This window comes from Paenibacillus sp. M-152 (genome assembly GCF_003856555.1).
In the GTDB taxonomy this organism is placed as follows: Bacteria; Bacillota; Bacilli; order Paenibacillales; family Paenibacillaceae; genus Paenibacillus; species Paenibacillus polymyxa_C.
Map to the genome: position 1 here is coordinate 4,857,501 of NZ_CP034141.1, position 24,847 is coordinate 4,882,347.

At 45.3% G+C, this 24,847-nt stretch carries 31 protein-coding genes (1 of these 31 running past the window's edge); 7 read left to right on the forward strand and 24 right to left on the reverse strand.

Features of this window, described 5'->3' with window-relative positions; genetic code table 11:
• The 14 genes from EGM68_RS21340 to uptA form a co-directional block, all read right to left on the reverse strand.
• Positions 1 to 1,272, reverse strand: the 5' portion of a protein-coding gene (locus EGM68_RS21340) for a glycosyl hydrolase family 18 protein (protein ID WP_129549964.1). The gene continues 447 nt to the left of window position 1, outside the view; only the first 1,272 of its 1,719 coding nucleotides appear in the window; its start codon is at positions 1,270 to 1,272; its stop codon lies beyond the left edge, outside the window.
• Between the two features lie 186 nt (positions 1,273 to 1,458).
• Positions 1,459 to 1,890 (reverse strand): Fur family transcriptional regulator, encoded by a 432-nt coding sequence (locus EGM68_RS21345; protein WP_013373015.1) that lies wholly within the window; start codon positions 1,888 to 1,890, stop codon positions 1,459 to 1,461.
• A gap of 108 nt (positions 1,891 to 1,998) precedes the next feature.
• Positions 1,999 to 3,402 carry a DUF4097 family beta strand repeat-containing protein gene (locus EGM68_RS21350; RefSeq protein WP_129549965.1) on the reverse strand — a complete coding sequence of 468 codons (1,404 nt, stop codon included), beginning with the start codon at positions 3,400 to 3,402 and terminating at the stop codon, positions 1,999 to 2,001.
• 7 nt (positions 3,403 to 3,409) lie between these two features.
• Positions 3,410 to 4,045 carry a hypothetical protein gene (locus tag EGM68_RS21355; protein ID WP_025675442.1) on the reverse strand — a complete coding sequence of 212 codons (636 nt, stop codon included), beginning with the start codon at positions 4,043 to 4,045 and terminating at the stop codon, positions 3,410 to 3,412.
• Between the two features lie 83 nt (positions 4,046 to 4,128).
• Entirely contained in the window at positions 4,129 to 4,842 is a 714-nt protein-coding gene (locus EGM68_RS21360; RefSeq protein ID WP_025675440.1) for an MgtC/SapB family protein, read from the reverse strand.
• 59 nt (positions 4,843 to 4,901) lie between these two features.
• Positions 4,902 to 5,363 carry a GNAT family N-acetyltransferase gene (locus EGM68_RS21365; protein WP_013373019.1) on the reverse strand — a complete coding sequence of 154 codons (462 nt, stop codon included), beginning with the start codon at positions 5,361 to 5,363 and terminating at the stop codon, positions 4,902 to 4,904.
• Positions 5,364 to 5,494: 131 nt separating this feature from the next.
• Positions 5,495 to 6,940, reverse strand: a complete 1,446-nt coding sequence (gatB, locus tag EGM68_RS21370) for an Asp-tRNA(Asn)/Glu-tRNA(Gln) amidotransferase subunit GatB (RefSeq protein ID WP_013373020.1) — start codon at positions 6,938 to 6,940, stop codon at positions 5,495 to 5,497.
• Positions 6,941 to 6,966: 26 nt separating this feature from the next.
• Positions 6,967 to 8,424 (reverse strand): Asp-tRNA(Asn)/Glu-tRNA(Gln) amidotransferase subunit GatA, encoded by a 1,458-nt coding sequence (gene gatA / locus EGM68_RS21375; RefSeq protein ID WP_025675437.1) that lies wholly within the window; start codon positions 8,422 to 8,424, stop codon positions 6,967 to 6,969.
• A gap of 27 nt (positions 8,425 to 8,451) precedes the next feature.
• Positions 8,452 to 8,739 carry an Asp-tRNA(Asn)/Glu-tRNA(Gln) amidotransferase subunit GatC gene (gene gatC, locus EGM68_RS21380; RefSeq protein ID WP_013373022.1) on the reverse strand — a complete coding sequence of 96 codons (288 nt, stop codon included), beginning with the start codon at positions 8,737 to 8,739 and terminating at the stop codon, positions 8,452 to 8,454.
• Positions 8,740 to 9,032: 293 nt separating this feature from the next.
• Complete coding sequence (locus EGM68_RS21385) at positions 9,033 to 9,419, reverse strand: hypothetical protein (protein ID WP_025675434.1); 387 nt, start codon at positions 9,417 to 9,419, stop codon at positions 9,033 to 9,035.
• A gap of 80 nt (positions 9,420 to 9,499) precedes the next feature.
• Positions 9,500 to 9,709 carry a hypothetical protein gene (locus EGM68_RS21390; RefSeq protein WP_025675432.1) on the reverse strand — a complete coding sequence of 70 codons (210 nt, stop codon included), beginning with the start codon at positions 9,707 to 9,709 and terminating at the stop codon, positions 9,500 to 9,502.
• 244 nt (positions 9,710 to 9,953) lie between these two features.
• Positions 9,954 to 10,583: an MBL fold metallo-hydrolase gene (locus EGM68_RS21395; protein ID WP_025675431.1), complete on the reverse strand. Its 630-nt coding sequence runs from the start codon at positions 10,581 to 10,583 to the stop codon at positions 9,954 to 9,956.
• Between the two features lie 3 nt (positions 10,584 to 10,586).
• Positions 10,587 to 11,156: a thioredoxin family protein gene (locus tag EGM68_RS21400; protein ID WP_013373026.1), complete on the reverse strand. Its 570-nt coding sequence runs from the start codon at positions 11,154 to 11,156 to the stop codon at positions 10,587 to 10,589.
• A 1-nt stretch (position 11,157) separates the two neighbouring features.
• Positions 11,158 to 11,772 (reverse strand): undecaprenyl phosphate transporter UptA, encoded by a 615-nt coding sequence (gene uptA, locus EGM68_RS21405; protein ID WP_013373027.1) that lies wholly within the window; start codon positions 11,770 to 11,772, stop codon positions 11,158 to 11,160.
• Between the two features lie 144 nt (positions 11,773 to 11,916).
• Here uptA and EGM68_RS21410 point away from each other — a divergent pair, with 144 nt between their 5' ends.
• Positions 11,917 to 12,240: a dehydrogenase gene (locus EGM68_RS21410; RefSeq protein WP_129550359.1), complete on the forward strand. Its 324-nt coding sequence runs from the start codon at positions 11,917 to 11,919 to the stop codon at positions 12,238 to 12,240.
• 80 nt (positions 12,241 to 12,320) lie between these two features.
• Here EGM68_RS21410 and EGM68_RS21415 read toward each other — a convergent pair whose 3' ends face one another.
• Both EGM68_RS21415 and EGM68_RS21420 read right to left on the reverse strand, forming a co-directional pair.
• Positions 12,321 to 13,535 (reverse strand): class I SAM-dependent methyltransferase, encoded by a 1,215-nt coding sequence (locus EGM68_RS21415; RefSeq protein ID WP_016324720.1) that lies wholly within the window; start codon positions 13,533 to 13,535, stop codon positions 12,321 to 12,323.
• The gene (locus EGM68_RS21420; protein WP_129549966.1) at positions 13,522 to 14,178 is read right to left on the reverse strand and encodes a DUF6483 family protein; all 657 of its coding nucleotides are present in this window, start codon (positions 14,176 to 14,178) and stop codon (positions 13,522 to 13,524) included. The genes EGM68_RS21415 and EGM68_RS21420 overlap by 14 nt, the downstream gene beginning before the upstream one ends.
• 398 nt (positions 14,179 to 14,576) lie before the next feature.
• Here EGM68_RS21420 and EGM68_RS21425 point away from each other — a divergent pair, with 398 nt between their 5' ends.
• Positions 14,577 to 15,143, forward strand: a complete 567-nt coding sequence (locus tag EGM68_RS21425) for a pyridoxamine 5'-phosphate oxidase family protein (protein WP_129549967.1) — start codon at positions 14,577 to 14,579, stop codon at positions 15,141 to 15,143.
• A 100-nt stretch (positions 15,144 to 15,243) separates the two neighbouring features.
• Here the strand turns inward: EGM68_RS21425 and EGM68_RS21430 are convergent, their stop codons facing one another.
• Complete coding sequence (locus tag EGM68_RS21430; protein WP_129549968.1) at positions 15,244 to 16,038, reverse strand: alpha/beta fold hydrolase; 795 nt, start codon at positions 16,036 to 16,038, stop codon at positions 15,244 to 15,246.
• Between the two features lie 88 nt (positions 16,039 to 16,126).
• Positions 16,127 to 16,720 (reverse strand): spore protease YyaC, encoded by a 594-nt coding sequence (gene yyaC, locus EGM68_RS21435; RefSeq protein WP_129549969.1) that lies wholly within the window; start codon positions 16,718 to 16,720, stop codon positions 16,127 to 16,129.
• Between the two features lie 120 nt (positions 16,721 to 16,840).
• Between yyaC and EGM68_RS21440 the strand changes: the two genes are divergently transcribed.
• A complete protein-coding gene (locus EGM68_RS21440; protein ID WP_013373034.1) occupies positions 16,841 to 17,068 on the forward strand; it encodes a DUF1128 domain-containing protein in 228 nt (75 codons plus the stop codon).
• A gap of 158 nt (positions 17,069 to 17,226) precedes the next feature.
• Here EGM68_RS21440 and EGM68_RS21445 read toward each other — a convergent pair whose 3' ends face one another.
• Positions 17,227 to 17,946 carry a pirin family protein gene (locus EGM68_RS21445; protein ID WP_019688597.1) on the reverse strand — a complete coding sequence of 240 codons (720 nt, stop codon included), beginning with the start codon at positions 17,944 to 17,946 and terminating at the stop codon, positions 17,227 to 17,229.
• Between the two features lie 231 nt (positions 17,947 to 18,177).
• On the opposite strand from EGM68_RS21445, the gene EGM68_RS21450 reads away from it, so the two are divergent.
• The 4 genes from EGM68_RS21450 (at position 18,178) to EGM68_RS21465 (ending at position 20,299) form a co-directional block, all read left to right on the forward strand.
• The gene (locus EGM68_RS21450) at positions 18,178 to 18,891 is read left to right on the forward strand and encodes a phosphatase PAP2 family protein (protein ID WP_040102889.1); all 714 of its coding nucleotides are present in this window, start codon (positions 18,178 to 18,180) and stop codon (positions 18,889 to 18,891) included.
• Between the two features lie 140 nt (positions 18,892 to 19,031).
• Positions 19,032 to 19,289 (forward strand): GlsB/YeaQ/YmgE family stress response membrane protein, encoded by a 258-nt coding sequence (locus EGM68_RS21455; RefSeq protein WP_039276219.1) that lies wholly within the window; start codon positions 19,032 to 19,034, stop codon positions 19,287 to 19,289.
• 42 nt (positions 19,290 to 19,331) lie between these two features.
• Positions 19,332 to 19,733, forward strand: a complete 402-nt coding sequence (locus tag EGM68_RS21460; RefSeq protein ID WP_129549970.1) for a YtxH domain-containing protein — start codon at positions 19,332 to 19,334, stop codon at positions 19,731 to 19,733.
• 95 nt (positions 19,734 to 19,828) lie between these two features.
• Complete coding sequence (locus EGM68_RS21465; protein ID WP_090738246.1) at positions 19,829 to 20,299, forward strand: DUF5665 domain-containing protein; 471 nt, start codon at positions 19,829 to 19,831, stop codon at positions 20,297 to 20,299.
• Between the two features lie 116 nt (positions 20,300 to 20,415).
• Here the strand turns inward: EGM68_RS21465 and EGM68_RS21470 are convergent, their stop codons facing one another.
• The 5 genes from EGM68_RS21470 to EGM68_RS21490 form a co-directional block, all read right to left on the reverse strand.
• Positions 20,416 to 21,375: a magnesium transporter CorA family protein gene (locus EGM68_RS21470; protein ID WP_129549971.1), complete on the reverse strand. Its 960-nt coding sequence runs from the start codon at positions 21,373 to 21,375 to the stop codon at positions 20,416 to 20,418.
• 118 nt (positions 21,376 to 21,493) lie between these two features.
• Complete coding sequence (locus tag EGM68_RS21475) at positions 21,494 to 22,267, reverse strand: sigma-70 family RNA polymerase sigma factor (RefSeq protein WP_013373041.1); 774 nt, start codon at positions 22,265 to 22,267, stop codon at positions 21,494 to 21,496.
• Complete coding sequence (rsbW, locus tag EGM68_RS21480; protein ID WP_013373042.1) at positions 22,264 to 22,716, reverse strand: anti-sigma B factor RsbW; 453 nt, start codon at positions 22,714 to 22,716, stop codon at positions 22,264 to 22,266. The genes EGM68_RS21475 and rsbW overlap by 4 nt, the downstream gene beginning before the upstream one ends.
• 18 nt (positions 22,717 to 22,734) lie before the next feature.
• Positions 22,735 to 23,073, reverse strand: coding sequence for an STAS domain-containing protein (locus tag EGM68_RS21485; RefSeq protein WP_040102885.1), 339 nt, complete (start codon positions 23,071 to 23,073; stop codon positions 22,735 to 22,737).
• Positions 23,074 to 23,173: 100 nt separating this feature from the next.
• Positions 23,174 to 24,844 (reverse strand): response regulator, encoded by a 1,671-nt coding sequence (locus EGM68_RS21490; protein ID WP_025675411.1) that lies wholly within the window; start codon positions 24,842 to 24,844, stop codon positions 23,174 to 23,176.
• Positions 24,845 to 24,847: the final 3 nt, after the last annotated feature.

Genomic DNA, 24,847 nt, shown 5'->3' on the forward strand with positions numbered 1-24,847 from the left:
CATTACCATGAGATAATCAGTAATCGCACCCAATGATTTTCGATCCAAGAAGGCAGACCACATCTCACTTTGAGATTTAGGCGTAACATCAATGGACAGTATCAAATCATGTTCCCGAGCCATCGGTTTAAGTTCCCGTAAAAATTGGGTGACATTGGGACCATCCTTTGTATGAACATTTTCAAAGTCAATATTAATACCGTCCAGATCATTTTCTTGGGCAAGTGAAATCATCTTATCTACAATCGACTTTCGACGTTCAAAGGTAGATAGTGCCTCTGTTGTTATTTCGGGATTAAAGCTGTTGCTCAACAAGCCCCATACCTCTATCCCCTTACGATGTGCCCAGCTGACATATGCAGGGTCCGCCTTGCTTTCTACAGTACCCTCATGATCAACGACGCTGAACCATGTAGGGCTCACCACATTTACTCCAGGCATAGGATCAAATTTGGAAGGATCAGGCCTACGATTATAGACGGCTTCCCAAGCGAGATTCACAGGTTTACCCTGCCAATGCTTCTCAGAGATTGACAAATCGTCCTTAACCGAAGGTATCACAAGTTCTTCTCCTTCAGAGATACAGTCTGACTTAATGTATCCTGCATAACCATTGTCTAACTGCACAAAATACCAGTCGCCCTGTTGAGACCAGATGCGTACTTTCGTTTGCTGTGATACATCTGCCAGAATAAAGGATAGACTAGAGGCTTCTTTACGCAAAGCTATCCTAGCATCCTGTTGCCCATCTTTCTTTTCTACACTACCTAGCCTGACCTTCTCTCCGGCTTTCATCAGAATGACGGCACCTGTTACAGGGTCTTCGTGGATGGATATACCATATACTTCACGTACAGCCTCAATGGGGACATACACCTCTCCACTGATTATCTGAGGAGCAGCGCTAGACGTATATGTTTTACCATTCAGTTCGCCTTGTGTCTTTGAAACATTCATATGGAGCAAGCTTTGTCTCGTTGCCATAATGACGGTTTGGCTGTCATCCTCATAACGAATTGTAGGGTCAATTTGGCCTTGTATCAATTTAAGCGGCATCAGGATGTTCTTACCGGAGCTTTGAGCTTCATATCCGGTCAACTTGCCCTTCATAAAAATAGGTCGGACACTCCCCTGCCAATCGGGTTTCTCGTGAAGAGGATTACCGTACCATACGACAGTAATTGCACATATAATCGCTGCGATTAATAGCAGGCTTGCCGCTCCTTTGAATCGAGAACGTTTACGGCGGCGTCTGGAATGATTTCTAGCCAATATGGAACCTCCATTTTAAGAAATTTTGATTTCTGTATTTTGTAACTTTAACAGATTACTTGAAACAAAAAACAAAGTGATTCAAATAAAAAAACGCGGTAAATCCCCACTTATGGGGAATTCCTCACGTTTCCAATCCATTACAATATATACATACCGCACAAAAAACTTCTATTCCTTGTTTCGTTACGATTGTTTGTTACTACAAGCCTTGCATACTCCGTGTAACTCCATACGATGTCCATGCACCTCGAAGCCAGTTTCCAACGCGGCATGGCGTTCCACATCTGCCAAATACGGATAACTGAAATCTTCAATCTTTCCGCATTTTTCGCAAATGATGTGATAGTGCTCCGAAATATTGGCATCATAACGACTGGCGTTATCTCCATAGGTCAACTCATGTACCATACCCGCTTCTATAAACATCTTTAAGTTATTATAAACCGTAGCCACACTCATACTTGGAAACTTGGACTCAAGCGCACGATATATTTCATCTGCAGTCGGATGCCCCATAGATTCCATTAAATAGTTTAATATGGCATGGCGCTGGGGTGTTATGCGTACACCTGTCTTCTTCAGAAGTTCCAAAGCATGCTGGACGCGTGCTGCCATATATGTCCACCGCCTTATCCCTTACTTGCAATCCTATCAATTACCACGCATCTATTTAAAATTCACTTCTAAAGCTATTCACATTGTACGGTCTACTCAAGATTCTTGTCAACGCGCCGTATTGTCCCTGGATGTTCCTATAGAAGTATCGTTCACAGGAACTTCAGTCTCATCTGGAGAAATTCCAGTTGCATCAGGCACAGTCGATCCCCCAGAATCATCCAAGTAAGGTAACGACGGCATCAGCAACTTTTTAATGGTTAAATTGCTGTTACCCTCTACGCTAATCACATATTTGCCATCTCCGTTTTGGCCTGAAATGCTTTTACTGTCTATTTTAAACGGAAAATCAGACTGAAGATTACCATAACTGCTTGAACCCTCTAACTGAAAATCTCCATTCGATGGAAGTTCCAATACGATATCACCGACAGCACTGTATATTTTCCAATCCCCACCTACCTGCTCGCTATGCACTTTGATAGCGCCATTAAGCGAATTTGCATTCAGCTTGGCTGTAGAATTCAGCACATTCATGTCACCATTCTGAGTATCAACGGTGATATCCCCTTCCGAACGAGCGACCTGAATGTCACCTACCATGGTGTGGAGTGACACGGCCCCTTCAATATCCCCTGCCTGCATATCTCCACGGTTCGTGCGTACATCCACATCTCCGGAAATCCGATGCAATTTAATTTGTCCGTTCAGGGTGCCTCCTTTGACATTGCCAATAGCGTCATTAACTGTGAGATTCCCATTACCGCTCTCAAGCCGGATGCTGTCGATAGCGTCAACTCCATTCAAGGTGATATTCCCGTTGGAGGTTCTAATCTGCATGTTGAACCGCCGATCCTCTGGTACGGTGATCAACATGTTCATACGAGGCTGACGTTTACTTGATGCTCCGTATGACTGTACCTCTGGACGAATCTGGATGGTCTTGCCGTCGGTAGAAGTCAGTGAAGAAGCTTGAGCAATCTTGTCCGCTTCGGCAGCAGGCGCTTGATCCACCCATAGAGTCCCACGTACCTCTATATTGGATACCGGCCGTCTGATCAGTGTTATATCTCCATTCACTGAATCAACTACTAAATCGGACGTCTGCATAGTTACCGGTACCAGCACACCGCCCATATCATACCGATTCTCTTTAGCCTGGCTAAAATCCATAGAGGCCGATGTCAGATTGAGACTAACCCGGTTCCACAGGTACATATAATGGTTTTGCTGGGTCACGATAAAAACCGAAGCAGCCACTACCAAAGCGGACAGAATCCCCTTTAAGTCAGGTCTAAAACGTCGTCCGTTGTCAGGCTTGCCCTCTTGGCGATAATACACACCAAAAAAAATCAGATACTCCAGTCCCCAAAGCACAAAGATTACAGGCCACCACACAAGGAGCTGAAGCATATATTCCGTGTTCTGAAGCACATCTACAATCAGCAAAATGCCTACAGCCATCAACAGAAGCGAAGAGGTGTAGCGGCCGACTCTTATTTTGCGGTGCACGCCTGCTTCACCCTCTTTCTTTCAACTTTTTACGTTTAAAGGATAGAAAGGCTTCCCTTAGAAAAAGGAATAAACCGATCATCATTAATATAATGGCCAGCGTCAGAAATCCATAATCTTCGAAGAAAATGCTTAACCAGCGAGGTTTCATGCGGAACAGAATCATAAGTCCACCGCCTGCCACCAGTAGCACTGCAAAAGCAAAACCTCTTTCCCATGCATAAAAAGGACTGCTTTGCTGACCTCTAGCATCCATTCGTGCATATTGATCCGGCTTGCGCCGATAACGAACCATGTAATCCGCTGACTGTAGTACATCATATACATTATAAAAATATAATACGGGTATGAACAATCCAAGCAAAATAAGTAATGGGATGTTAATCCTCAATCCATCTGAGGAAACATACAGCATCGCAAAAATATCTAGCAGGAGCAATACAATAAATGTAAGTCCCCTAATAAACAATCCTAAGAAAAGATGTCCCATTCCTGGTATCAGTGCTGCCATGATAATAGCAATTACTTTGCGAAATTTAGCGTATTGCAGACGTCCCCGCTGTTTCTGTCCATGTGGCTGCCCAGGCTGTCCAGACGGTAACGGTTGTTCCGAGTTCATGCCATCCTCCCCTTTGAATTCCATACGTAGCTCCGCTGAAAAATGCTTTGATGGTTACATAGTACCCCAATCAGATTTGATAGTAACTGTAAAAAAAAGGGTTATGATCACTCAACGGAGACTGCAGCTATATCTTCCCATTGTCGTAAATCAGCTGCAATACGTACCGCATTAAAGTCATGTCGGGCCAGCACCTCCAGGGAAACCTCCATACTCTGACGATCCGGATGCAATTCATGAAATGGAACATGCTCATGTTCTTTAATCATAATTTTACGTATTTCCACTTTTTCTTGCTCTAAATAAGTCGAAATTTGATCGAGCAATCCGTGAGAGGACAATCCGTACAGTGTAATAAGATGAGGCTTGCGTCCACGCATATACCGAAGTTCTAATTTGTTGAACACCCATAAATTTAAAAATACGAGCACCGTTGCTGCTATAGAAGGTAAATAGAAGCCTGCTCCCACCCCAAGGCCAATGGCAGCTACGACCCAAATGGAAGCAGCCGTCGTGAGTCCAGTAATGGATTTACCTGTGAACATAATTGTACCTGCCCCCAAAAAGCCTACGCCAGTAATCACCGCCGTAGCCAAACGAGCTGGATCTATACGCACATTAGCTTCTTTAATAAAATCAGCAAAGCCGTAAATGGAGAGCAGCATAATCAGCGTCGAACCAAGACTGACCATAATGTGAGTCCGCAAACCAGCAGCGTGATTGGAACGTTCTCGCTCAAAGCCAATGAATCCACCGAGTAGCATGGACAGTAATAGCCGTAAAATGATATGTGAATCATCTATAATCCACGGATTATTCATTCGAGTCTCTCCTCCCGGTTGTGTCGTGCTTCCTTGTCCGGGCACGCGGTTTGTGAGTATTATTCCACGTTATGCAAATGGTAGGTGGTTAATTCCACACCTGGGGCCACTTCTGCCGCGGAAACGGGTCGAAAACCATGTTTTCGATAAAGTGTCACTGCAGGCGTGTTTAAAGTTCCTGTGGTGACGATAAACAGCGGGACATTCTGATATTCATTCAAAACATGCTTCATTAAGGAGTCCGCAATCCCTTTGCGAAAATGATCTGGATGAACCATCATACGTGTAAGGGTAAGCGAACCAGACGATTCAGACTGCACAGCTAGCGCTCCTAGCAGTTCATCATCCTCCAACCACCCATAAAAAGACTCTCCACAGCTTCTAAGTGTCTCCAATGTATCCATCAGTGGAGGAATCTCATCAAATCCAATCAGCTCAGCTTCCAGTCTATAAGCGACGTGCTGAAGACGCCATATCTGACTGACAATATCATCATCTTCCAATGAACATAGGGTAACCATGCTGTTTGCCCTCCTAAGGAAACTATAATATGTCATTACGATTCTGATACTTGTTCGATGCCCATACGTTCTCTGCACTTATGCAAAAGAGGCCTGTCCCTAAAAGACAAGCCCCTGTCATAACTATGCCATTAACGGTTCAACACTTCTGTCAGCAACTTATTAGCGAGACCCGGGTTGGCTTTTCCCTTGCTCTCCTTCATCACTTGACCGACCAAGAAGCCGATGGCCTTTTGCTTGCCAGCTTTGTAATCCTCGACCGATTGCGGGTTGGCTGCTACAACTTGCTCGACAATTGTCAGGATTGCACCTTCATCACTGATTTGCACAAGCCCTTTTTCTTCAACAATTTGCTGTGGCAGTTTATCACTTTCCAGCATTTCCTTGAAGACCGTTTTGGCTATTTTGCTATTGATCGTCCCCTTCTCCAGTAGTCCGATCATTTCACCCAAGCCCCGACCTGTCAATTTAACCTGCGACAGTTCTACACTGGCACTGTTTAAATAGCCGAGTAAATCTCCCATAATCCAGTTGGATACTGCTTTGGCATCCTTGGTGTACTGAAGACTATCCTCGAACAAATCAGCCAATGGTTTGGAGGACGTAATTACCTGTGCATCATACTCAGGTAATCCATATTCCGAAGTGTAACGTGTTTTGCGCTGGTCGGGTAATTCAGGAATCGAAGCACGGATACGTTCTTTCCACTCCTCATCAATATGCAGTGTAACGAGATCCGGGTCCGGGAAATAACGATAGTCGTGCGCCTGTTCCTTACCACGCATGGACAGGGTTTTACCCTGTGCCTCATCCCAGCGACGTGTTTCCTGTACGATCGTTCCACCTTCGTCCAGGGTCTGTTCTTGCCGGAACTGCTCATATTCCAGTCCGCGCTGTACGCCACGGAAGGAGTTCATGTTTTTCAGTTCCGCTTTGGTTCCCAGCTCTTTTTGACCATGCGGACGAAGACTGATATTGGCATCGCAACGAAGCGAGCCTTCCTCCATCTTCACATCGGATACGTCACAATACTGCATAATGGCACGTATTTTTTCCAGATAAGCCTTGGCTTCTTCCGGCGAAGATATATCCGGCTCCGAAACGATTTCAACCAATGGTGTGCCGACCCGGTTAAAATCAACCAAAGACGCATAGCCACCATCAACATGGGTTAATTTCCCCGCATCCTCTTCCAGATGCAACCGGGTAATACCGATACGCTTGGTTTCACCGTTCACTTCAATATCAATCCAGCCGTTCTCGCCGATCGGCTGGTCATATTGCGAAATTTGGTAAGCCTTCGGTGAATCGGGGTAGAAATAGTTTTTGCGGTCAAACTTGCTCACATCAGCAATGGTGCAATTGAGCGCCATTGCCGCTTTCATCGCATAATCAACGGCTTGACGATTCAATACAGGCAATACTCCAGGATGTCCAAGACAGACCGGACATGTATGAGAGTTTGGCGGCGCTCCGAAGGATGTCGAGCATCCACAAAATATTTTGGACTTCGTATGCAATTCCACATGGACTTCAAGTCCAATGACCGTCTCATACTTCGATGTAGTTGTAGACATGAATAGGTTCCCTCCTTTTTGCCAAATTACAGCTGCGGACGCTGCTTGTGAAATTCAGTATTTTGTTCGAATGCATGCGCTACGCGCAGTACAGAAGACTCGTCAAAGGCTTTCCCGATAATTTGTAGTCCGACTGGCATTCCATCTGCAAGACCACAAGGAATACTGATTGCCGGCACGCCAGCTAAACTCACCGGAATAGTCAAAATATCGTTCAAATACATCGTCAATGGGTCATCCACTTGGGAGCCGATTTTGAAAGCGGTAGTCGGTGCAGTAGGTCCGATAATCACATCATATTGTTCAAATACACGATCAAAATCCTGTTTGATCAGTGTTCGCACTTTTTGAGCTTTCAAATAATAAGCATCGTAGTACCCGGAGCTGAGTGCATAGGTGCCAAGCATAATCCGACGCTTCACCTCAGGACCAAACCCTTGCGTACGGGACTGATGATACAGATCAAGCAGGTTATCTGGATTGTCAGCGCGCACACCATAGCGCACACCGTCAAAGCGGGCCAGATTGGATGATGCTTCGGATGAAGCCAGTAGGTAGTATGTCGCAACCGCATATTCCGTGTGCGGAAGAGATACCTCTTCCCATACAGCGCCCAATCCTTCCAGAGTTTTCAGTGCATCAAGCACCTTTTCCTTGACCTGTGGGTCTACGCCTTCACCAAGATACTCTTTAGGTACAGCGATACGAAGACCTTTTACATCTCCGGTTAAAGCGTTCAAATAATCAGGAATGTCTACCTTCGCAGAGGTGGAGTCCTTCTGGTCATAGCCTGCAATGGCTTGCAGGACATAGGCCGAATCCTGAACATTTTTTGTAATCGGACCGATTTGGTCTAAAGATGAAGCAAAGGCCACCAGTCCAAAACGGGATACCAGACCATAGGTTGGTTTTAGGCCAACTACGCCGCAATAAGAAGCGGGCTGGCGAATGGAGCCGCCTGTATCGGAACCGAGCGTGAAATAAGCTTCACCCGCCGCAACAGCCGCAGCCGAGCCGCCACTGGAACCGCCGGGAACACGTTCTAAATCCCAAGGGTTACGTGCGGGGAAAAAGCTGGAGTTCTCGTTAGAACCACCCATAGCGAATTCGTCCATGTTCATTTTACCAAGTGTCACGGTTTGCGCTGCGCGTAACTTGCCAACCACTGTGGCATCGTAAACGGGATCAAAATTTTTCAAAAACTGACTGCCACATGTTGTGCGTAGCCCTTCCGTCACGATATTATCCTTAATACCAACCGGCAGGCCAAACAACAATCCTCTTTCCTCTCCGGAAATCAGCTGATCATCCAGCTGACGTGCGGATGCCCGGGCCTGTTCCTCGTCAACGGTAATATAGGCTCTGATCTTGTCTTCCCGCGCATCAATTGTCTCCAGAGCGTGCCCCACCAGATCACTCACGGAAATTTCCTTTTGATGCAGCTTGTTATGTATTTCCGGCAATGTGTTATTAAACAAGCTCAATTTGCATCCTCCTTTCAAATGTGAAATCTATTCCAGAACAGCAGGAACTTTAAACTGTCCATCTTCTTCTTCAGGTGCATTACGCATCACTTGCTCATGCGTCAAACTTTCGCGAACTTCGTCGTCCCGCATGACATTGCTGACGTGCAGCACATGAGTGGTCGGTTTTACCTGCTCCGTATCCAGCTCATTCAGCTTCTCCGCATAATGGAGAATGGCGTTTAATTGCCCTGTCATCGTTTCTTCCTCATTCTCGGTCAAATTCAACCGGGACAGCCTGGCTACGTGACGGACATCTTCCTTGGAAATGTTCATTCAAAACCCTCCTCATGTATATATAAAAATCCAATAAGCGACTGGAATCGGATTTTGCAAAATCCTGGTATCAAAAATGTTACACCGAACTTTGAAATAACGTTTTTAATTATAGGATAGAACCCTATACAATTCAATCTTTGACGCGGTACAGAAGCAGACTGTACATTAATGAGGTAAATGTTACTAAAAGAATATAAAAAAAGCACCTTTCGGTGCTCTTTCAAGAAAACTATAGCAGCTGAAATCGTGCCCATTATATATTGTTAAAAAGAGTCGGCAACAGCCGATTCCTATATCCAAGCACGCAAATTGACTTGTCTGATAAAATCAGCCTGTGACAACAACTCCGCCGCGGTTTCTTCTTCCTCAGTCTCTACCGAATCAATACCACCGTTCATCACATGCATGAACAGTTGCTCATTATGGGTAGCAAGGGCATAATCTATCAGCGCTTCACGCTCAATCCGCTCGGCTTCCAGCTTGAGAATACTCTCTTCCAGCTCGATGTCTCCGGATGGTACAAAAAAATTGCGGTTCACCTTCGGTACGCGAATGACATAGTCAAAAGCATTGTCCGCATTACGGTCGTAAGCAATGATATAACCATGTTCGCCCACAGGAAGATTCTGCTCAAAAGCATCCGCGACGATCATAATTCTAGCTCCTAAATGATGCATCGTTAGCCCCCCCGTTTGTCTGAACTTATCTGCTAAGTCTACTAAAAAAAAGGTAGCTTGTCTATATCATCTATGTATCTTCATAATCGATCGTCTCCACGTCCAAATCTATGCTCATTAAGCCGTATATGCCAATTTTGCGTAAGGGTTCCGCCCCGCCGTTTTACCTTTTTCCAAGTTATGATCTTCGGTTCGGAACCTACCACAACATCTTCAATATCTACTATTTCGGAAAGACGGAAACTGCCTTCGTTCTCACGTTGTACACCATATATATGTTTTCTTTTCATTCTTGCTCCCCCTTGTGATCTGATGGCCTCATGCCTCTTTATCCTCTTAATGGGCAAAAAAAAGAACGCAAACCGGGATTCATCCACAGCTTGCGTGCTTCGCGAGTTTAGTATGTAACTTTAATAAATTTATGTTAACAAAAATAAAAACCTTTGTCTATACATAATTTATATTTTGTTGTCGAATTGAGGCAAAACCTGTCACTTCTTTGATTTTGCCTCAATTAATTAACGTTTATCAAATTTACCGAATGTACGGATTGTTGGCTTTCTCATAACCAATGGATGTTTTGGGTCCGTGACCAGGATAAACTGTAACGTCATCTCCAAGCGGGAACAACTTATTCTGAATGGAATCATACAAGTCGCGTTCCCGACCACCAGTCAGATCTGTGCGTCCGACGCCCTGACGGAATAGCACATCCCCCGAGAAAAGATCTTTGCCACACAAGAAGCTAACACTTCCAGGTGAATGCCCCGGTGTATGGAGCACCTTGAACGTGTGTCCGATTAGATTTAATTGCTGACCTTCCGCCAAATCATATTCGGCAGGTCCTGTCGAGATCGGTGGAGATGCCTCTGGCCACATCAGGGAGCCATTCAGCTTAGGAGATGTGAGCCAGTCTTGCTCCAAAGCGTGCAGATACACCGGGCATCCTTTCGCATTGCGAATCTCCTCCACCCCTCCAATATGGTCAAAATGGGCATGAGTCAGCAGAATAGCTTCAATGGTTAGAGACTCAATCGCTCTCAGCAAAGGACCCGGATTCATTCCTGGATCAATAATAACGGCGCGCTGTGGATCATCCCCTTGAAGCAAATAAGCATTTGTTTGAAGGGGACCCAGATTAAAGCTGCGAATTGATAAGGTCATAAGTTAAAATCCCGAGATCAGCTCGCGTAATTCCTGAACAATCACAGGATGGACCTCGGTTCCCTCCCCATATTTTTCAGCCATTTCTTTGCGAGCTACTGCAATTTTTTCTTGATAGTCATCGGCTTCCCGATCTGGGTTTTCACGTTTGAATTCGATCATAATTTGTTGGACATGTGCAGGGCGTGGTCCCCAGTGGCCAAGTACATGACCTCCTGTATCCGCAAAAATCACAATCGGCACAGCACGTCCGCCCATTGTCAGGAAGTCGTCCATCAGCGCCTGATGATTTTCCAGAATCAATACTTCGGTTGGAATACCGCTATTCTCCAGCGCGCGGAACACAACTGGCACATTGCGTACGACATCCCCACACCAGTCGGCAGCCAAAATAAGCACACGCAGATCATCACGATGGTTCAGGCTTTCAAAAAACTCCCGATCCTCTTCGCTGCTCCACACAAACTGATCGTATCCAGAACGGAAGGCTTCTTTGTTCTTTTCCATGCCCTCCATAAATTGTTCAGGACTCAAGCCCTTGCCGAAATATTGCGATACGTTAGTACGGCTCATGTTATACACTTCCTTTTTTGTTTTTGGCTACAATCCATTTGATAACAAAATAAATGATCAAGAGTGCAAGAGCAACCAGCAAAATGGGTTTGATATAAGGTGCCGCCACTTCGTCAATTTGCTCCCACTTGTCTCCCAGCAGCATACCTAAATATATAAACAAAACAGACCAAGGTATAATCGCCAGCGTCGTCAAAATAATAAAGCGCCATACGTTCATTCGAGCCAACCCGGCAGGGATTGAGATCGCGTGACGAACAACAGGGATAAAGCGAGCTGTAAAAATGACCCCTGTGCCATATTTATTGAACCAGGCTTCAGCGTGGTCAACATGACTTTTTTTGATGAGTATGTATTTACCATACTTATCTAATACGGGTCTGCCGCCATAGCGTCCGATCCAGTAAATAAACAGCTGGGCCAGCACCCCACCAATCGTTCCAAACACGACTGCGCCAAAAAAATTAATATGACCCGAGGACACTAAAAAACCGCCATAAGCGAGGACAATTTCACTTGGAATGACCTCCACCATCAAGCCTAGCATAATACCAAAATACCCAAGACTGCGAATGATCTCAAACAAATAATTAATGATACTAGATATATGGTCCATTTCTCTTCCCACTCCCTGCCTGTTTCTCTATTTTCATTAGTGTATCACAGCGGCAGAACACGCCGCCACTTCACGCAATCAGGGAGGTCAGTGACCCCGGCTCCTGTGCCCGCATAAGTTGTGAGAGAGAGGAGGGGGTACAATATGCCTCCCGGCAAATTCCCCAAACATGACAATCCACAATCCCATTTACCCACGGCTCGTGGTATCCGCCGCGCATGCAGCAAAGAGCTGTACCGAACCTGCAAACGTCTGCCTGTTCACATTGCTCCTGATCTGGTCAAGCAGGGCGAGGAGCTATATTGCCGCAAGGTCGTCGGCCACCTCATCTGGATTGCGGAAAACCATAGCAACCGCAAACTACTGTGCGACTGGTGGGACGAAGATGTCAGCGAGGAGCTCGCGGCATTGTGGAAGGTGGATCGTGATGTCTTGTGCACCGCTTTTAGAAGTGCCTATGGCGGGTAGATGTTGGCGTACAGCAACCATGAACTGTAAACTACAAAAAAGTGGAGCCACCCTGCAATGGCTCCACTTTTACTATATTCTTAGCTGTGTGTCTGCTGCTGTCCCGCCCCTTCGGGAAGCAAATCCGCACAGGCACGTTCCAAATAAGGATCAGCATGTATAAAATCCCGAAATGCTGTATACTCACGCCACAGAACGGACCGTTCTCCCGCTTGGCCTTTGACAGCACGAATCAGAATATTTTTAGGCGTATGCTCCATGTCGATAAATTCCAAGAGCTGTGTCCGATACCCCATCATATCCAGCAGCTTGGCCCGGATTCCATCCGTTGCCAGTGCAGAAAAACGCTCTTTTAAAATGCCATGGGAGAGCAAAGGCTCCAATACCGGATTTTCCAGTTGGCTAAACAACTCATGCTGGCAGCACGGAACTGATAAAATGACAGACGCTCCCCAGCGGACAGCCTTTTCCAGCGCTGCATCTGTTGCTGTATCGCATGCATGCAAGGTAACGACCATATCCACCTGCTCCAGTTCATTGTAGTCTGCGATATCTCCGACCAGAAACTCCAACTGTCGATATTGCAGCTTTTGAGCCAGAAGATTACAGGTTTCAATGACATCTGCCTTCAAGTCCAAACCAACAATCTGCAAAGGTCGTTTTTGCTGTACTGCCAAATAATGATATAAGGCAAAGGTCAAATACGACTTGCCGCAGCCAAAATCCACAATCGTCAATGGGCGGCCTACCGGAAGGCTGGGCAATACATCTTGCACCATTTCGAGAAAACGGTTGATTTGACGGAATTTATCGTATTTGCGGGCCAGTACCTTACCGTCCTCATTCATAATCCCCAGCTCAATCAGGAAAGGAATACGCTCTCCTTCCTCAAGCACATATTGCTTTTTGCGATTATGAGACAGATCGGCTTTACTTTTGCTCGGTGACTTTGTCAGAATGGATACTTTATATTTTTTACTGATTAGCACCTGGTAGTCTGCATCCTTGGCACATAGAAGTCCTTGACGGAATGTGTCCTCAAACAAGGCAGTCATGCGCTCATTAGCTTCGTCAGGGGTCAGATTTTCATGAATGACTTTGTTGCTGTAATGAAAGGCAAACTGGTAATGCAGTTTGTTTTTCAATTCCACAGGTTTGATTTGTACTTTAGTAAAAGAAGCATCCTCACGTTTGCGCAGCTGACTCAGCGTTGCTGTTATGAGGGATCCTCCCGTGGTCAATTGGTATACAAGTTCGCGCAGTGAATCCAAAAGGTACATCTCACTTTCTTTCATGTAATTGGGTGATCTCGGACAAACCCTCGATGATTTCCTGGCGTGAAATTCCACCCCGTTCTAGCTCTGCATCGGTCTTATCCAGTAACTGACTGTAAAATGTCTCTGCTTCTGATCTCAGCTCCGGCTGCTCCCATGCCAATCCAAACCAGACATCTGCGGCTTGGTCCAGCCTGTTTTCCCGCTCATAATGAACAGCTAACAGCCTGCTGGTTTCCGGAGAGAGTTCATATTCATGAAGCAGTTTTACGATACACGCTATTCGTTCAGGCAGGACCTGTAGATCACGAGTCGCGCCATTCAGATCGCTGTACAAATATAAATGAAGAGATTTCATTAAAATTCGTATGCCCTCGTCTAATCTGCTGGTCTCCATGTATATAACAGCTTCTTCTTCCAGAATGCGAGCCACTTGCTGAAGCTCATCCGCTTCCATCCCAGGGCCCATTCGGAAAAGCTCAATAATTTGTTCCGGCGGCAATCGTCTGAGCAAATCTGAACGAAGGCGAAACTGCTTGTTGAGTAGGTCATCTAGTTGTTTTAGCGCTTCGATGTGTTTATTTTCACGCCTCAGACCGAGCACCGATGCCACTGCTGATGTCAATTCTTCCATCATGCTAAGCAAATAATCTTTTCTAAGCAAGCCGTTCCCTTCCTTTCATCCTGATGCCTAGAGACCCAGCAACCCTGTCCCTTCTGATTGTAAGACATCCTTGTCTAAAAGCCAAATGCCGCCGACATGGCGTAAACTCATTTAGCACAGTTACAAATCATTTATAGCATCAATGATCCGGCACTCAGAAAATCACGTACAACACGTAACATTCGGGTAGCAAAGTGTTTTGTAGCCGTCATGTGATCAACTTCAAATACAAGTATTCGAAAATTTGATATTGATTCTCCGTTAGTCTCATGTTATTTTTGTTTCATAAGAAACAAAAATAATCTTTTTAACATATTGATTCGCGAAATAAAATATAATATTTATTTTCTATAGAAACAAAATCATGAGTTAATATTTTACGGGAAGGATGTTGAAGTATGGGAAAACAATTTAGTTCGATACTACCGGAATATCAGGAGTTCATACAGCGGCAGCATATTTTCTTTGTAGGATCAGCACCTGTATCTGAGACGGGGCATGTGAATATTTCCTCCAAGGGCTATGATTCTTTTCGTATATTATCAGATCATAAGGTAGCCTATCTCGACTTGTCGGGAAGTGGCAACGAGACAAGTGCGCACATTATAGAAAACGGACGGGTAACCATCATGTTCTGTGCATTTGAAGGCGAGCCCTGTGTATTAAGGCTCTTTGGTACTGGCACAGTCGTACTGCCCAATACAAAGCGTTGGAATGAGCTCTATCCTCTCTTCAATCCACTGCCTGGAGCAAGACAAATCATTGTTGTTGATGTTCATATGGTACAACATTCATGTGGTTTTGCAGTTCCCTTCATGACTTACACGAGCGAACGGGAAAAGCTGAAGGACGTGGCGATTCAGATGGGCGAAGAAGCACTTAAAAAGTATGCATACGAGAAGAATTTAGAGAGTATTGACGGTTTGCCGACGGCGTTTGCCTTGAACAAAAACAATATGACTTAGGCATTTTGCACATTAACCAATAGGAAGCAACAAGTCAGCAAAAAACCGGATCCCCTCTGATACCACATCAGAAGGTTCCGGTTTTTAGACTTACCTTACTCTACTTTTTCAAGTTCTGATCTAAAAATGACAAGATGGCATTCGCTAATAACTGCGGTGCTTCGATCAAGCTCATGTGTCCAGACTGCGGTAGAGTAACCTGGGTTACCCCGGTTCGATCTGTTGTAAACGTCCGTGCTGGAGGAACCGCCTGATCCTGCTCCCCTGCTACTAAAAGAGCTGGCAATGCAGAAGCCGAGAGCACATCCCGACGGTCCGGGCGCTCGCGCATAGCCAGTGTTGCTCCTACGGCTCCTTGTGGAGGTGTTTTGTAGCCAATTTCTTTGACTTTTAGTAGTTGGTTCGGCATCGACTCCACATGTTCAGGAGCAAACAATCCTGGTACGAGTCCATCTACAAAGGTTGTAATCCCTTCCGTTTGAATGGTGGATACAGCCTTGTTCCGCTTTTCTTTACCTTCGTCCGTATCTGCATAAGCCGTCGAATGAATCAGTCCAAAGGCTGTCAGACGCTCTGCATGTCTCTGTACCGCGGAAAGAGCCAAGTAACCTCCTAGGGAGTGGCCAAACCATGCAGCCTGAGGAATGTCCAACTGTTCCTGAAGTTTAAGCACATCGTCTGCCATTTGATCAATCGTATAGGCTCCGAGTGGAGCATCGCTGCGTCCGTGTCCACGCAAGTCTGGAACAATACAACGATAGCTTGGGGATAGCAAGGGAACAACCTCATCCCAATAGGAGGAGCTTCCGCAAAATCCGTGCAATAGAATGATCGGATCTCCTTTTCCTTGTTCGGCATAGCAAATCGTCGTTCCTTCGCATAATACCTTTTCCATGTGGAACCCTTCCTTCTCTGTATATAATCTATTCGTTCTGAATATATTAGTAAGTAGAACATGCTGATGTATATTATTAAGCAGACCATCAATATCTGAAACGGTAACCCGCTGGAAAATCTTGCGAAGCTGTTTTTAAACCAAATTCACAAGCCGCTGCATCTGCAATATATGCAGCCATCGTCATGACCAGGTGAAGCGACGTCATCTGGAGTGTCCAGTACGGTTTGGCACTGCGCTCATTCACAATCGCTGCAACGCTATAATGCCCGACAGACGGCAGAGACAGACCAACCGATCGCGCAGGGGTTAGCGGTTCACGGGCAACAAGGAACATTCCCGTTGAGCCATGCTGTCCAAGACAAGCATCTATGGCGATCACATGATGATCTTGGGGAATACGCTCCAAGTATGAAACCAGATGATCCGCATCACAAGGCTCCGTCATTGTGCCAATCACATGTGGAAAGCCTTGCTCCTTGAGCATAGTGCCTACCAGTGGCCCGAGTGAGTCACCCGACGAGCGATCTGTACCGATACATACAAAAGTCAACTTATCTATAGCATGCTGATGTTGAATTTCTCGGAAAAACGGTGCGAGTCCGTCGCGATCTGTTTTCTCTACATTAGTAGGTTCTAAGGGTGAGCGACCGGATGTAGAAGCTCGATTATACAAAGACAACTTTGTCCATCCTCCTTCATTCAGTTGTATATCGATAATCTGGCTATCAGTACATTCTACAACAAAAACATGATACAATACAGGCAACTTCCCCTGTTATGAAAGGATGGAACATTAACGATGGATTTGTCTGTACCGTCTCATGCCAACATTGAGTATATGATTGAGGGCATTAAAACCAAGCTTCGTATGGCGAGTGGTGCTGCTATGCAGGCTTCCGCTTTCTCGCTAGAGCAATACGAGGACATCCATGATGTCTACGATATGGTGATCAGCAAGCCTAACCTCAGCATTTCAGAGGTTGAAGCCATTGTCTCCGAACTGGGTAGATTGCGTAAGTCCTCCTAAACCAGCTTGTAGGACAGACAGCTTGGCTATTTAAAGTTTGTCACCATAAATAAAGCTCGTATCTCCGGTCGTCTTAACAGACGCACAAGGGATACGAGCTTTATTTTTTCGATGCATATACGTATTTTCATACACTTCTTCCTTTACCCATGGACACTTCAAGGCAAATCTACTAATACCAGTTCAGATATTTCCTCATTCCCTGTAGCTAGTATCTTTAATGTACAGCTTTTTTGAATTCGCGCGGCATCACCAGGTCTTAACTGAAATTCCCCATCCTGACACGTAACTTCGACATGACCGCTAATGATATAAATGTGAGTACGGCGCTCTTCTTGCTGCGGATATTCAAGCTGCTGTCCCTTTTCCAATCTACTCAGATACAGATTTATATCCTGTGCAATGGATAGCGCTCCCTCCACCTCTGAACCAGACACTACAGGCTGAAGTCGATTTAGGCGTTCACTATGCTTGAATCTTTGTACCTGATAAGAAGGCTGAAGGCCAGGACTCTCAGGTAGAAACCACATTTGCAAAAAGCGAACCGGTTTTTCATCCCCAGGATTTCGCTCCTCATGTTCAATCCCGGTGCCTGCACTCATAACCTGGATCGAGCCGCTTTTCAGATCCTGTTCGTGGCCCAAGCTGTCGCTATGATGCAGAAGACCTTCAATTACATAGGTAACGATTTCCAAATCATGATGCGGATGTCTTTTGAACCCTTGCTGCGGTTTAAGCTCATTATCATTATGGGCCAGCATACATCCAAAATGGGCATTGCTCGGATCTTCATAATCTGCAAACGAAAAGCTAAACTCACTATGAATCCATCCTTTATTTGAGGTATGTCTTTCTGCTGATGTCACTATTTTAATCATCCTTAACACCTCCATGGATTTCAGTTCCGTAAAGCAGCCCTTACTTCGTGATTCCTAATCCACTTCCGGCCCTGGCATTACAAACGCTGTAATACGATCCCTTTACCCCGCACTTATATGCGTCAATCAGCCTATTGTCTCTGTCTGATTTTGCTCTCCAGTTCATTTTTCGTTAAGTTAATAGTACACAAAATCAATCTATCACAGCCATAAGGAGGCGATTTACTACATATGCTATCCCATGAACCTCAACGATTCCGATTCTTACCAAGCTATTTGCGTCGCAGTCTATCCGCATCTATGATCATGATCGCTGTCTTACTTCTCATTGCCTATTCAGTAAGATGGATTGGCACAGCTCCTTTTCTATATTGGGATGAGCGCATTCAAGATATTGTTTTTCCAGACACAGCTGCTACTCATTACCAACTGCTACCCGTCGCCATCTTCATTACATCGTTAGGCTCATTCCGCATATCATTACTGATAGCAATCGGTACCGCAATCTTGTGCTGGGTCTATCTCCGTTCAAAAGCGTACTCCTTTGCCATCCTAAGCAGCTTTACCGCGATGTGGGTGCTAAATACGATCATAAAAGAATTTTTACAACGGGAACGCCCGTCTCTTCAACATTTGGTGGAAGCGGGGGGTTACAGTTTCCCCAGCGGTCATGCGATGATTTCCATGGGATTTTACGGAATGATATTTGCCATTTGGGCTATAGAACGAATGGTTCATAAGCGAACATTCTTCCTTCCGTGTGTTCTTGGTGCATTGCTCATTCTCTTGATTGGCCTCAGCCGTGTATATTTAGGAGTTCATTTTCCTACCGACATTGTAGGCGGCTATATTGCAGGTATGATCTGGCTGGTATTTACCGTTCCCGTGGTCTATTGGCAAGCGCGTCTGTGGCCTTCCTCCCCTTCATCTCTCCCCCGTCCATAAGCGCTCTAAGATGGCTTTTTGTTTCACTCACGGTCACAACGTTTATATACGAAGTAAGCAAGGCGAAGAAATAACGAAAGCTCAGAGATTCATCAAAAACATTATCGTTGTGTGAACTCAAGATAAAGGAGGCGATCCTTGTGTGGGGAATTGTCCTAAGTATTGTAATGGCTATTATTATCGGATTGATTGGCGATGCACTAGCAGGTCATGAAATGCCTGGCGGCATTGCGGGCTCTATGATTGCTGGATTTGTAGGAGCTTGGCTCGGTGCCATGATTCTAGGAGACTGGGGCCCAGTCATCGGAGATTTTGCAGTTATTCCAGCCATACTTGGAACCGCATTGTTCGTGTTCTTGCTCGGACTTGTGTCCAAACTATTAAGAAGGGCTACCTAACATTTATATATATTTTTTATTCTATAAAAGGAGTGATATATCATGAGTAACATGGACAATCAAAATATGGCAAGCACTTCAGGTTTTGCAAAAGGTTTATTCATTGGAAGTTTGATTGGTGCTGCGGCAGCCCTTCTGTTCGCTCCAAAACCAGGCCGCGATTTGCGTAGCGATCTGTCCGAAAAAATGACCGTTGTCTCCGATAAAACCAAGGATGTCGCATCCGTAGTCAGCAGCAAAGCAACGGATTTGGCTAAAACCGTTTCCACCAAAACAGCAGATGTAGCCAAAACGGTAGCCGAGAGCAAAGACAACATCGTATCCAGCGTAACTAAAGCCTCTGCGGATGTCGCTAATGAAGCGGCCAAAGCGGATAAAGAAGTTATGGATGCAACCGCTCAAGCAGCCAAGGACACGCAGAAGCAATTAAATGCAAATTCCTAATAACAACACATTTCGATTACAACCAAAATAAGCTCCAAACACTGAACAGCCAGCAGGCAAGAAGCTGGCTGTTTTTAAATGATAGAAAGGCTGGGATGACCATGAACAAACCACACTCCTATGGAGATGATCTTGCCCGGAACAACAAGAGAACCTTTCACCCCCTTCAGACACAAGATCAGCCAGACGAGGTTTCATCCAAGCAGACCTCACCTACTCATGTTAAAAAGCATGATCATGAAAGAGATTTTGATGTGAATGAACATCCTTTTGAGCTGCGCCATGAGGTTAAGCGGCTTAATAAACGCTTAGATCAAATTGCAGATACATTGGAAAAAGCAGAATTCAAAGATATTATAGAGAACTACTCCAGCACAAAAAGAAGAATTATCAGCAATCTGACGGCTGGGATTTCACGAGGTCTCGGCCTTACACTGGGTACAGTGGTCGTACTCGCCTTACTCGCTTGGTTGCTCAGCTTCCTGGTGCAGTTAAATCTTCCGGTCATCGGAGATTTCATCGCCGAATTGTTAGGATATATCAAAATGAGTCAAGGTACTAAGTAATTGTCTTCTATCTCATATAAAAACGATCCTTCGTAACCGGTAATAGACTCCTCAAAGAGCCTCTAGTTACGATGGATCGTTTTTTATTTGTAAATTGCAACAGCTGTAATCAGCCACTACAATTTGTTACGCTTGTTTGTTTTTAATAAATCTCCCGTCCACCCCTTCATCATCAGCCAGCCGTACATCCCCGCCATACTTAGCAGAGTAGCAACAATCACAATGGTGAAGCCCCAGCCTGTTTTAATCCAAGGCAGATTTTCAAAGTTCATGCCCCAAATAGCACCCACTACAGTGGCAGGCGTAAATACAGCGGTCACAATGGTGAGCGTCTTCGTAATCTCATTGCCCCTAAATGCGGAAATGGCATCATCTATGGAGATCAATGTGTCGATTTCCTTTTCATAATGGCGGAAAAGTCCCTCCATCCGAGTGACACGGTACAATAACTGCTTAAAAAAGCGATTCTCCTCCAGCTTATCCAGATATGCTTCGCGGGAAGCCGTGACCAGCTCTGAAAAAGGGATGAACATATTGCTCCAATACAACAGCTCGAAACGCGCATTCAATATAGAATCCATCAGCGTACGTGCATTCCTTTTCTCCATGTCCTCTTCCAGTCTTCTCAGGTTGATCTCAAACTTATCCATTCCCGTATGAAAATAATGAAGCACGGCTCTCGCCAAAACGAACATGCCGTCTGCTGCATCCTCACACTGTTCCAGCATGGTTTGGCGTTCTGCGGTATGCATAATTTCACGGGTATTTTGGTCTAGATTTAAGGTCACTAGCTTCTGGTTTAGGACTAGAAAATAAAACTTGTTGCAATTACGCTGACTGTCGATCTCCTCCTGAACGGAGTAGATCAACGATCCGCACATCAACGGCTGATTGCCATCTGGAAAGCGCACAGAAATAAAACTGGATGGAATGTCCCCTACCTTATCCAGCCACTCTGCGGCTTCTGGGAGCTTCTCCTTCAAGTGCTGTATGACTGAATCCTGCCAGTCCGCAGCACAGATATCCCACCATTCCCAGCCTCCACGAAAGGTAGAAATCTGTTCAAATGCTGTCATGGATTCCATCCTTTCTTTGTTTTTTCCGCTTTATAAAAAGGACACGCTTCCCTAATTGGAATAACGTGTCCTTACGATGGGACGTCAAATATTATAAGCCATGAATTCAGCGATCTTGTCATGAAATAGAGGAATTAGACATAATCTGCTTCAACTTTTCTGTTGCCCGCTTCTGAATACGGGAAACACTCATCTGTGATACGCCCAACGTCTGTGCAATCGCACGTTGAGATTGACCGTCCTGAAATGCCAGAAGAAGCACTTTCTGTTCCTGCTCTTTCAGTTGGCTTAAAGCCTGCTGAAGATCCATCCGTTTTTCCACCGTGTCAAAATCGTTAGCATCTGAGCTAATAAGCTCTCCTAACGTAGCTGCACTCTCTTCCTGAGATAATGGCGAGTCCAGTGAAACATAGTGGTAGCACTCACGGCCAGCAAGCACCTCGATCGTCTCCTCAACGGTAAGGTCCAGATACTCCGCAATCTCGTTCACATTGGGTGAGCGTTCTAATTTGACAGTCAGCTCATCAATGGCATGTTGAACAAGCGCACCCTTTTCCTTGATGCGACGAGGAACCTGTATGTACCAGGATTTGTCGCGCAAATAATTTTTCATATGTCCCAGCATACTTTTCATAGCGTACGGCTCAAATGGGATACCCAAGCTGATATCGTATTGCTGGAGCAGACGTATCAAAGCCATCTGACCGGTCTGATATAAATCCTCGTATAAGTCCGGGCGGTTACGGGATATCTTCCCAGCAGCCATCTTGACCATGGGCTCATACTTGCGGATCAGCACGGTAGCAATTTCGTTATCTTTGGTTTGCTGGTACTCCCAGATTAGACCAACGGCTTCATCCATCGACTCCGGGGGAGTTACCTTTTCATTCATACTGTTTCCTCACTTCTGGTCAGACGCTTTACCAACACCACTTCGGTGCCTTTTCCTGTCTCATTCAAGATATGAACATCGTCCATAAGCGCCTGCATGAGATAAAAGCCCAATCCGCCGATCTGCGCATCATTCAACTCCTTGTCATGCAAGGATGCGATACGAGTCGGGTCCTCCACACGTTCAAAGCTCTCCCCTTCATCTTTGACACGAATGGACAACGAAGCTTCGTCAAATTCGAATGTTACTTCCACGACTCCTCCCTCATGACCATATGCATAGAGAACAGAGTTATTACAGGCTTCCGATACGGCCACTTTCATGTCTTCAATATCCTCATAAGAGAATCCCATTTTCGCGGCAATACCATATAAATTTAATCTTACAATATCAACAAAGTCAGCTGTGGCCGGCAAATTAAGAACTACTTTTTGAATTTGAGCATTCATTTCTTTTTCTTTCCTTTCCTATTGGGAATTCTCCTGGGGGGCAAAGAATTTGGCAATACCGGTCATATCAAACAGCTTTTGAATCTGAGACGGTACCTCTTGAACTGTAAACCGGGACTCCATCCCATGCCTTGCTTTTAAAATGGATAACAAAATACCAATGCCAGTGCTGTCAATGTATTTAAGGTCTCTCAAGTTAACAATCAAATCCTGGCTGGATTCCCCCACTAAAGGCTCCATGACCAGACGAAAATCAGGTGCTACCGAAAGATCCAATTCTCCACTCAGATAAACGGTATTTACACCATCTGCTGTTTCTGTGATCGCATTGAACTTCTCATTTTTATTAGTATTCATTGGCCTACTCTCCCAAAAAAATATTTCCCTACATACTAACCCAATATACGAGTGTTTGAATCACGTTATAACTTTTTATACACCTGTAAAATACCACCAGCTAGGCTTCATTGATTCGGTCTTTACCTGGCTGCATTGGAAAATGGTCCGGTGAATGCCGGAGCAACGCCTGTTTTACACTGCTGATTTTAACGGGCTTACTAATATAATCGTTCATTCCAGCTTCAATACATCGGGGCTGAATCCCATCCATGACGTTAGCTGTCATAGCGATAATGGCAGGCTGAGATCTTCCCGCCAATTGTTCACGTACTCTACTCGTACACTCCAGACCGTCCATTACAGGCATCTGCAAGTCCATAAAGATATAGTCGTAGTCTTGATTCGCAGTGACCATATCAAGCGCCTGTTGCCCATCTGCTGCCACGTCTGAAGCCAAACCGAGCTTATCCAGTATATTCACCATCAGCTTCTGGTTGATGGGATGGTCATCCACGACCAGTACAGGTTTACGGGTTGGGGGCTCCTGTTGTGGAATTTCCCAATCGTGGCTGGACTCCCCCTCCAGTTCATTTTCCTTGGCAACGCCAAGCTTCATTGTAAAATGAAACGCCACACCCTGTTCTCCACTTGTATCCACACGGATATCTCCGCCCATCATATCCACTAAGGTTTTGCAAATAGCGAGTCCTAGACCAGTTCCACCATATTTGCGTGTCATTGAAGAATCCAGTTGGGAAAAGGGATGAAATAGCCTTCCAACCTTGGCAGGATCAATACCAATGCCTGTATCTTTTACAGAAAACTCAACGGTAAGCCCATTGTCGCTACGCTCTTTAACAGATGCGAAAACATATACCCCGCCCTGATCTGTAAATTTAACAGCATTGGAGACCAAGTTAATCAGTACTTGACGCAGTCTACCCATATCTCCATATAACACGGGAGGCATCTGTTCATCGAGAAAATAAACCAGTTCCAAATTCTTGCGGTTCACCTCTACGGTAAATAGGCTGAAAACTTCCTTGATACAGGAAACCAAATCAAATGGATACTCCTCAACTTCCATCTTGCCTGACTCCAGCTTGGTAAAGTCCAGAATATCATTAATGACTGCGACCAGCGCGTCCGCACTGCGACGGATGATATCGGCATATTCCTGTTGATCGTTTTGCAGCTCTGTCTCCATCAGCAGATCAATCATACCAATGACACCGTTCATAGGCGTGCGAATCTCATGGCTCATCATTGCCAAAAATTCGGTTTTGGCATTGGCAGCAATCTCTGCCGCCTCCTTGGCGGCAATCAGTTCGCTGTTCATCTTTTCCAGCTCCTGCGTCTTCTGATGAAGCAGCATGGACTGTGTTTTCAAACGCTTGTTTGTTAGATACATTTGTACGAAGCCTTCAATTTTGGACTTGAGAATTTGAGGGATGAACGGCTTTACCATATAATCAATACCGCCCGCTGAATATCCCGCAAACAAATGCTCCGCTTCCTTGCTGTTAGCTGAAATGAAGATAATCGGAATATCCTTCGTCTTCTCTCTGGCCTTGATTAACTTTGCGGTCTCAATTCCATCCATACCCGGCATTTGCACATCGAGGACAACGAGTGCAAATTCATCTTTTAATAGACATCGCAACGCTTCTTCCCCAGATGTGGCCTTTACCAGATTATATTGTTCACTCTCCAGCACTGCCTCAAGAGCGAGCAGGTTCTCAGGTCTGTCATCTACCAGCAATATATGAATCGGTTCATGAAGCCCCATGGA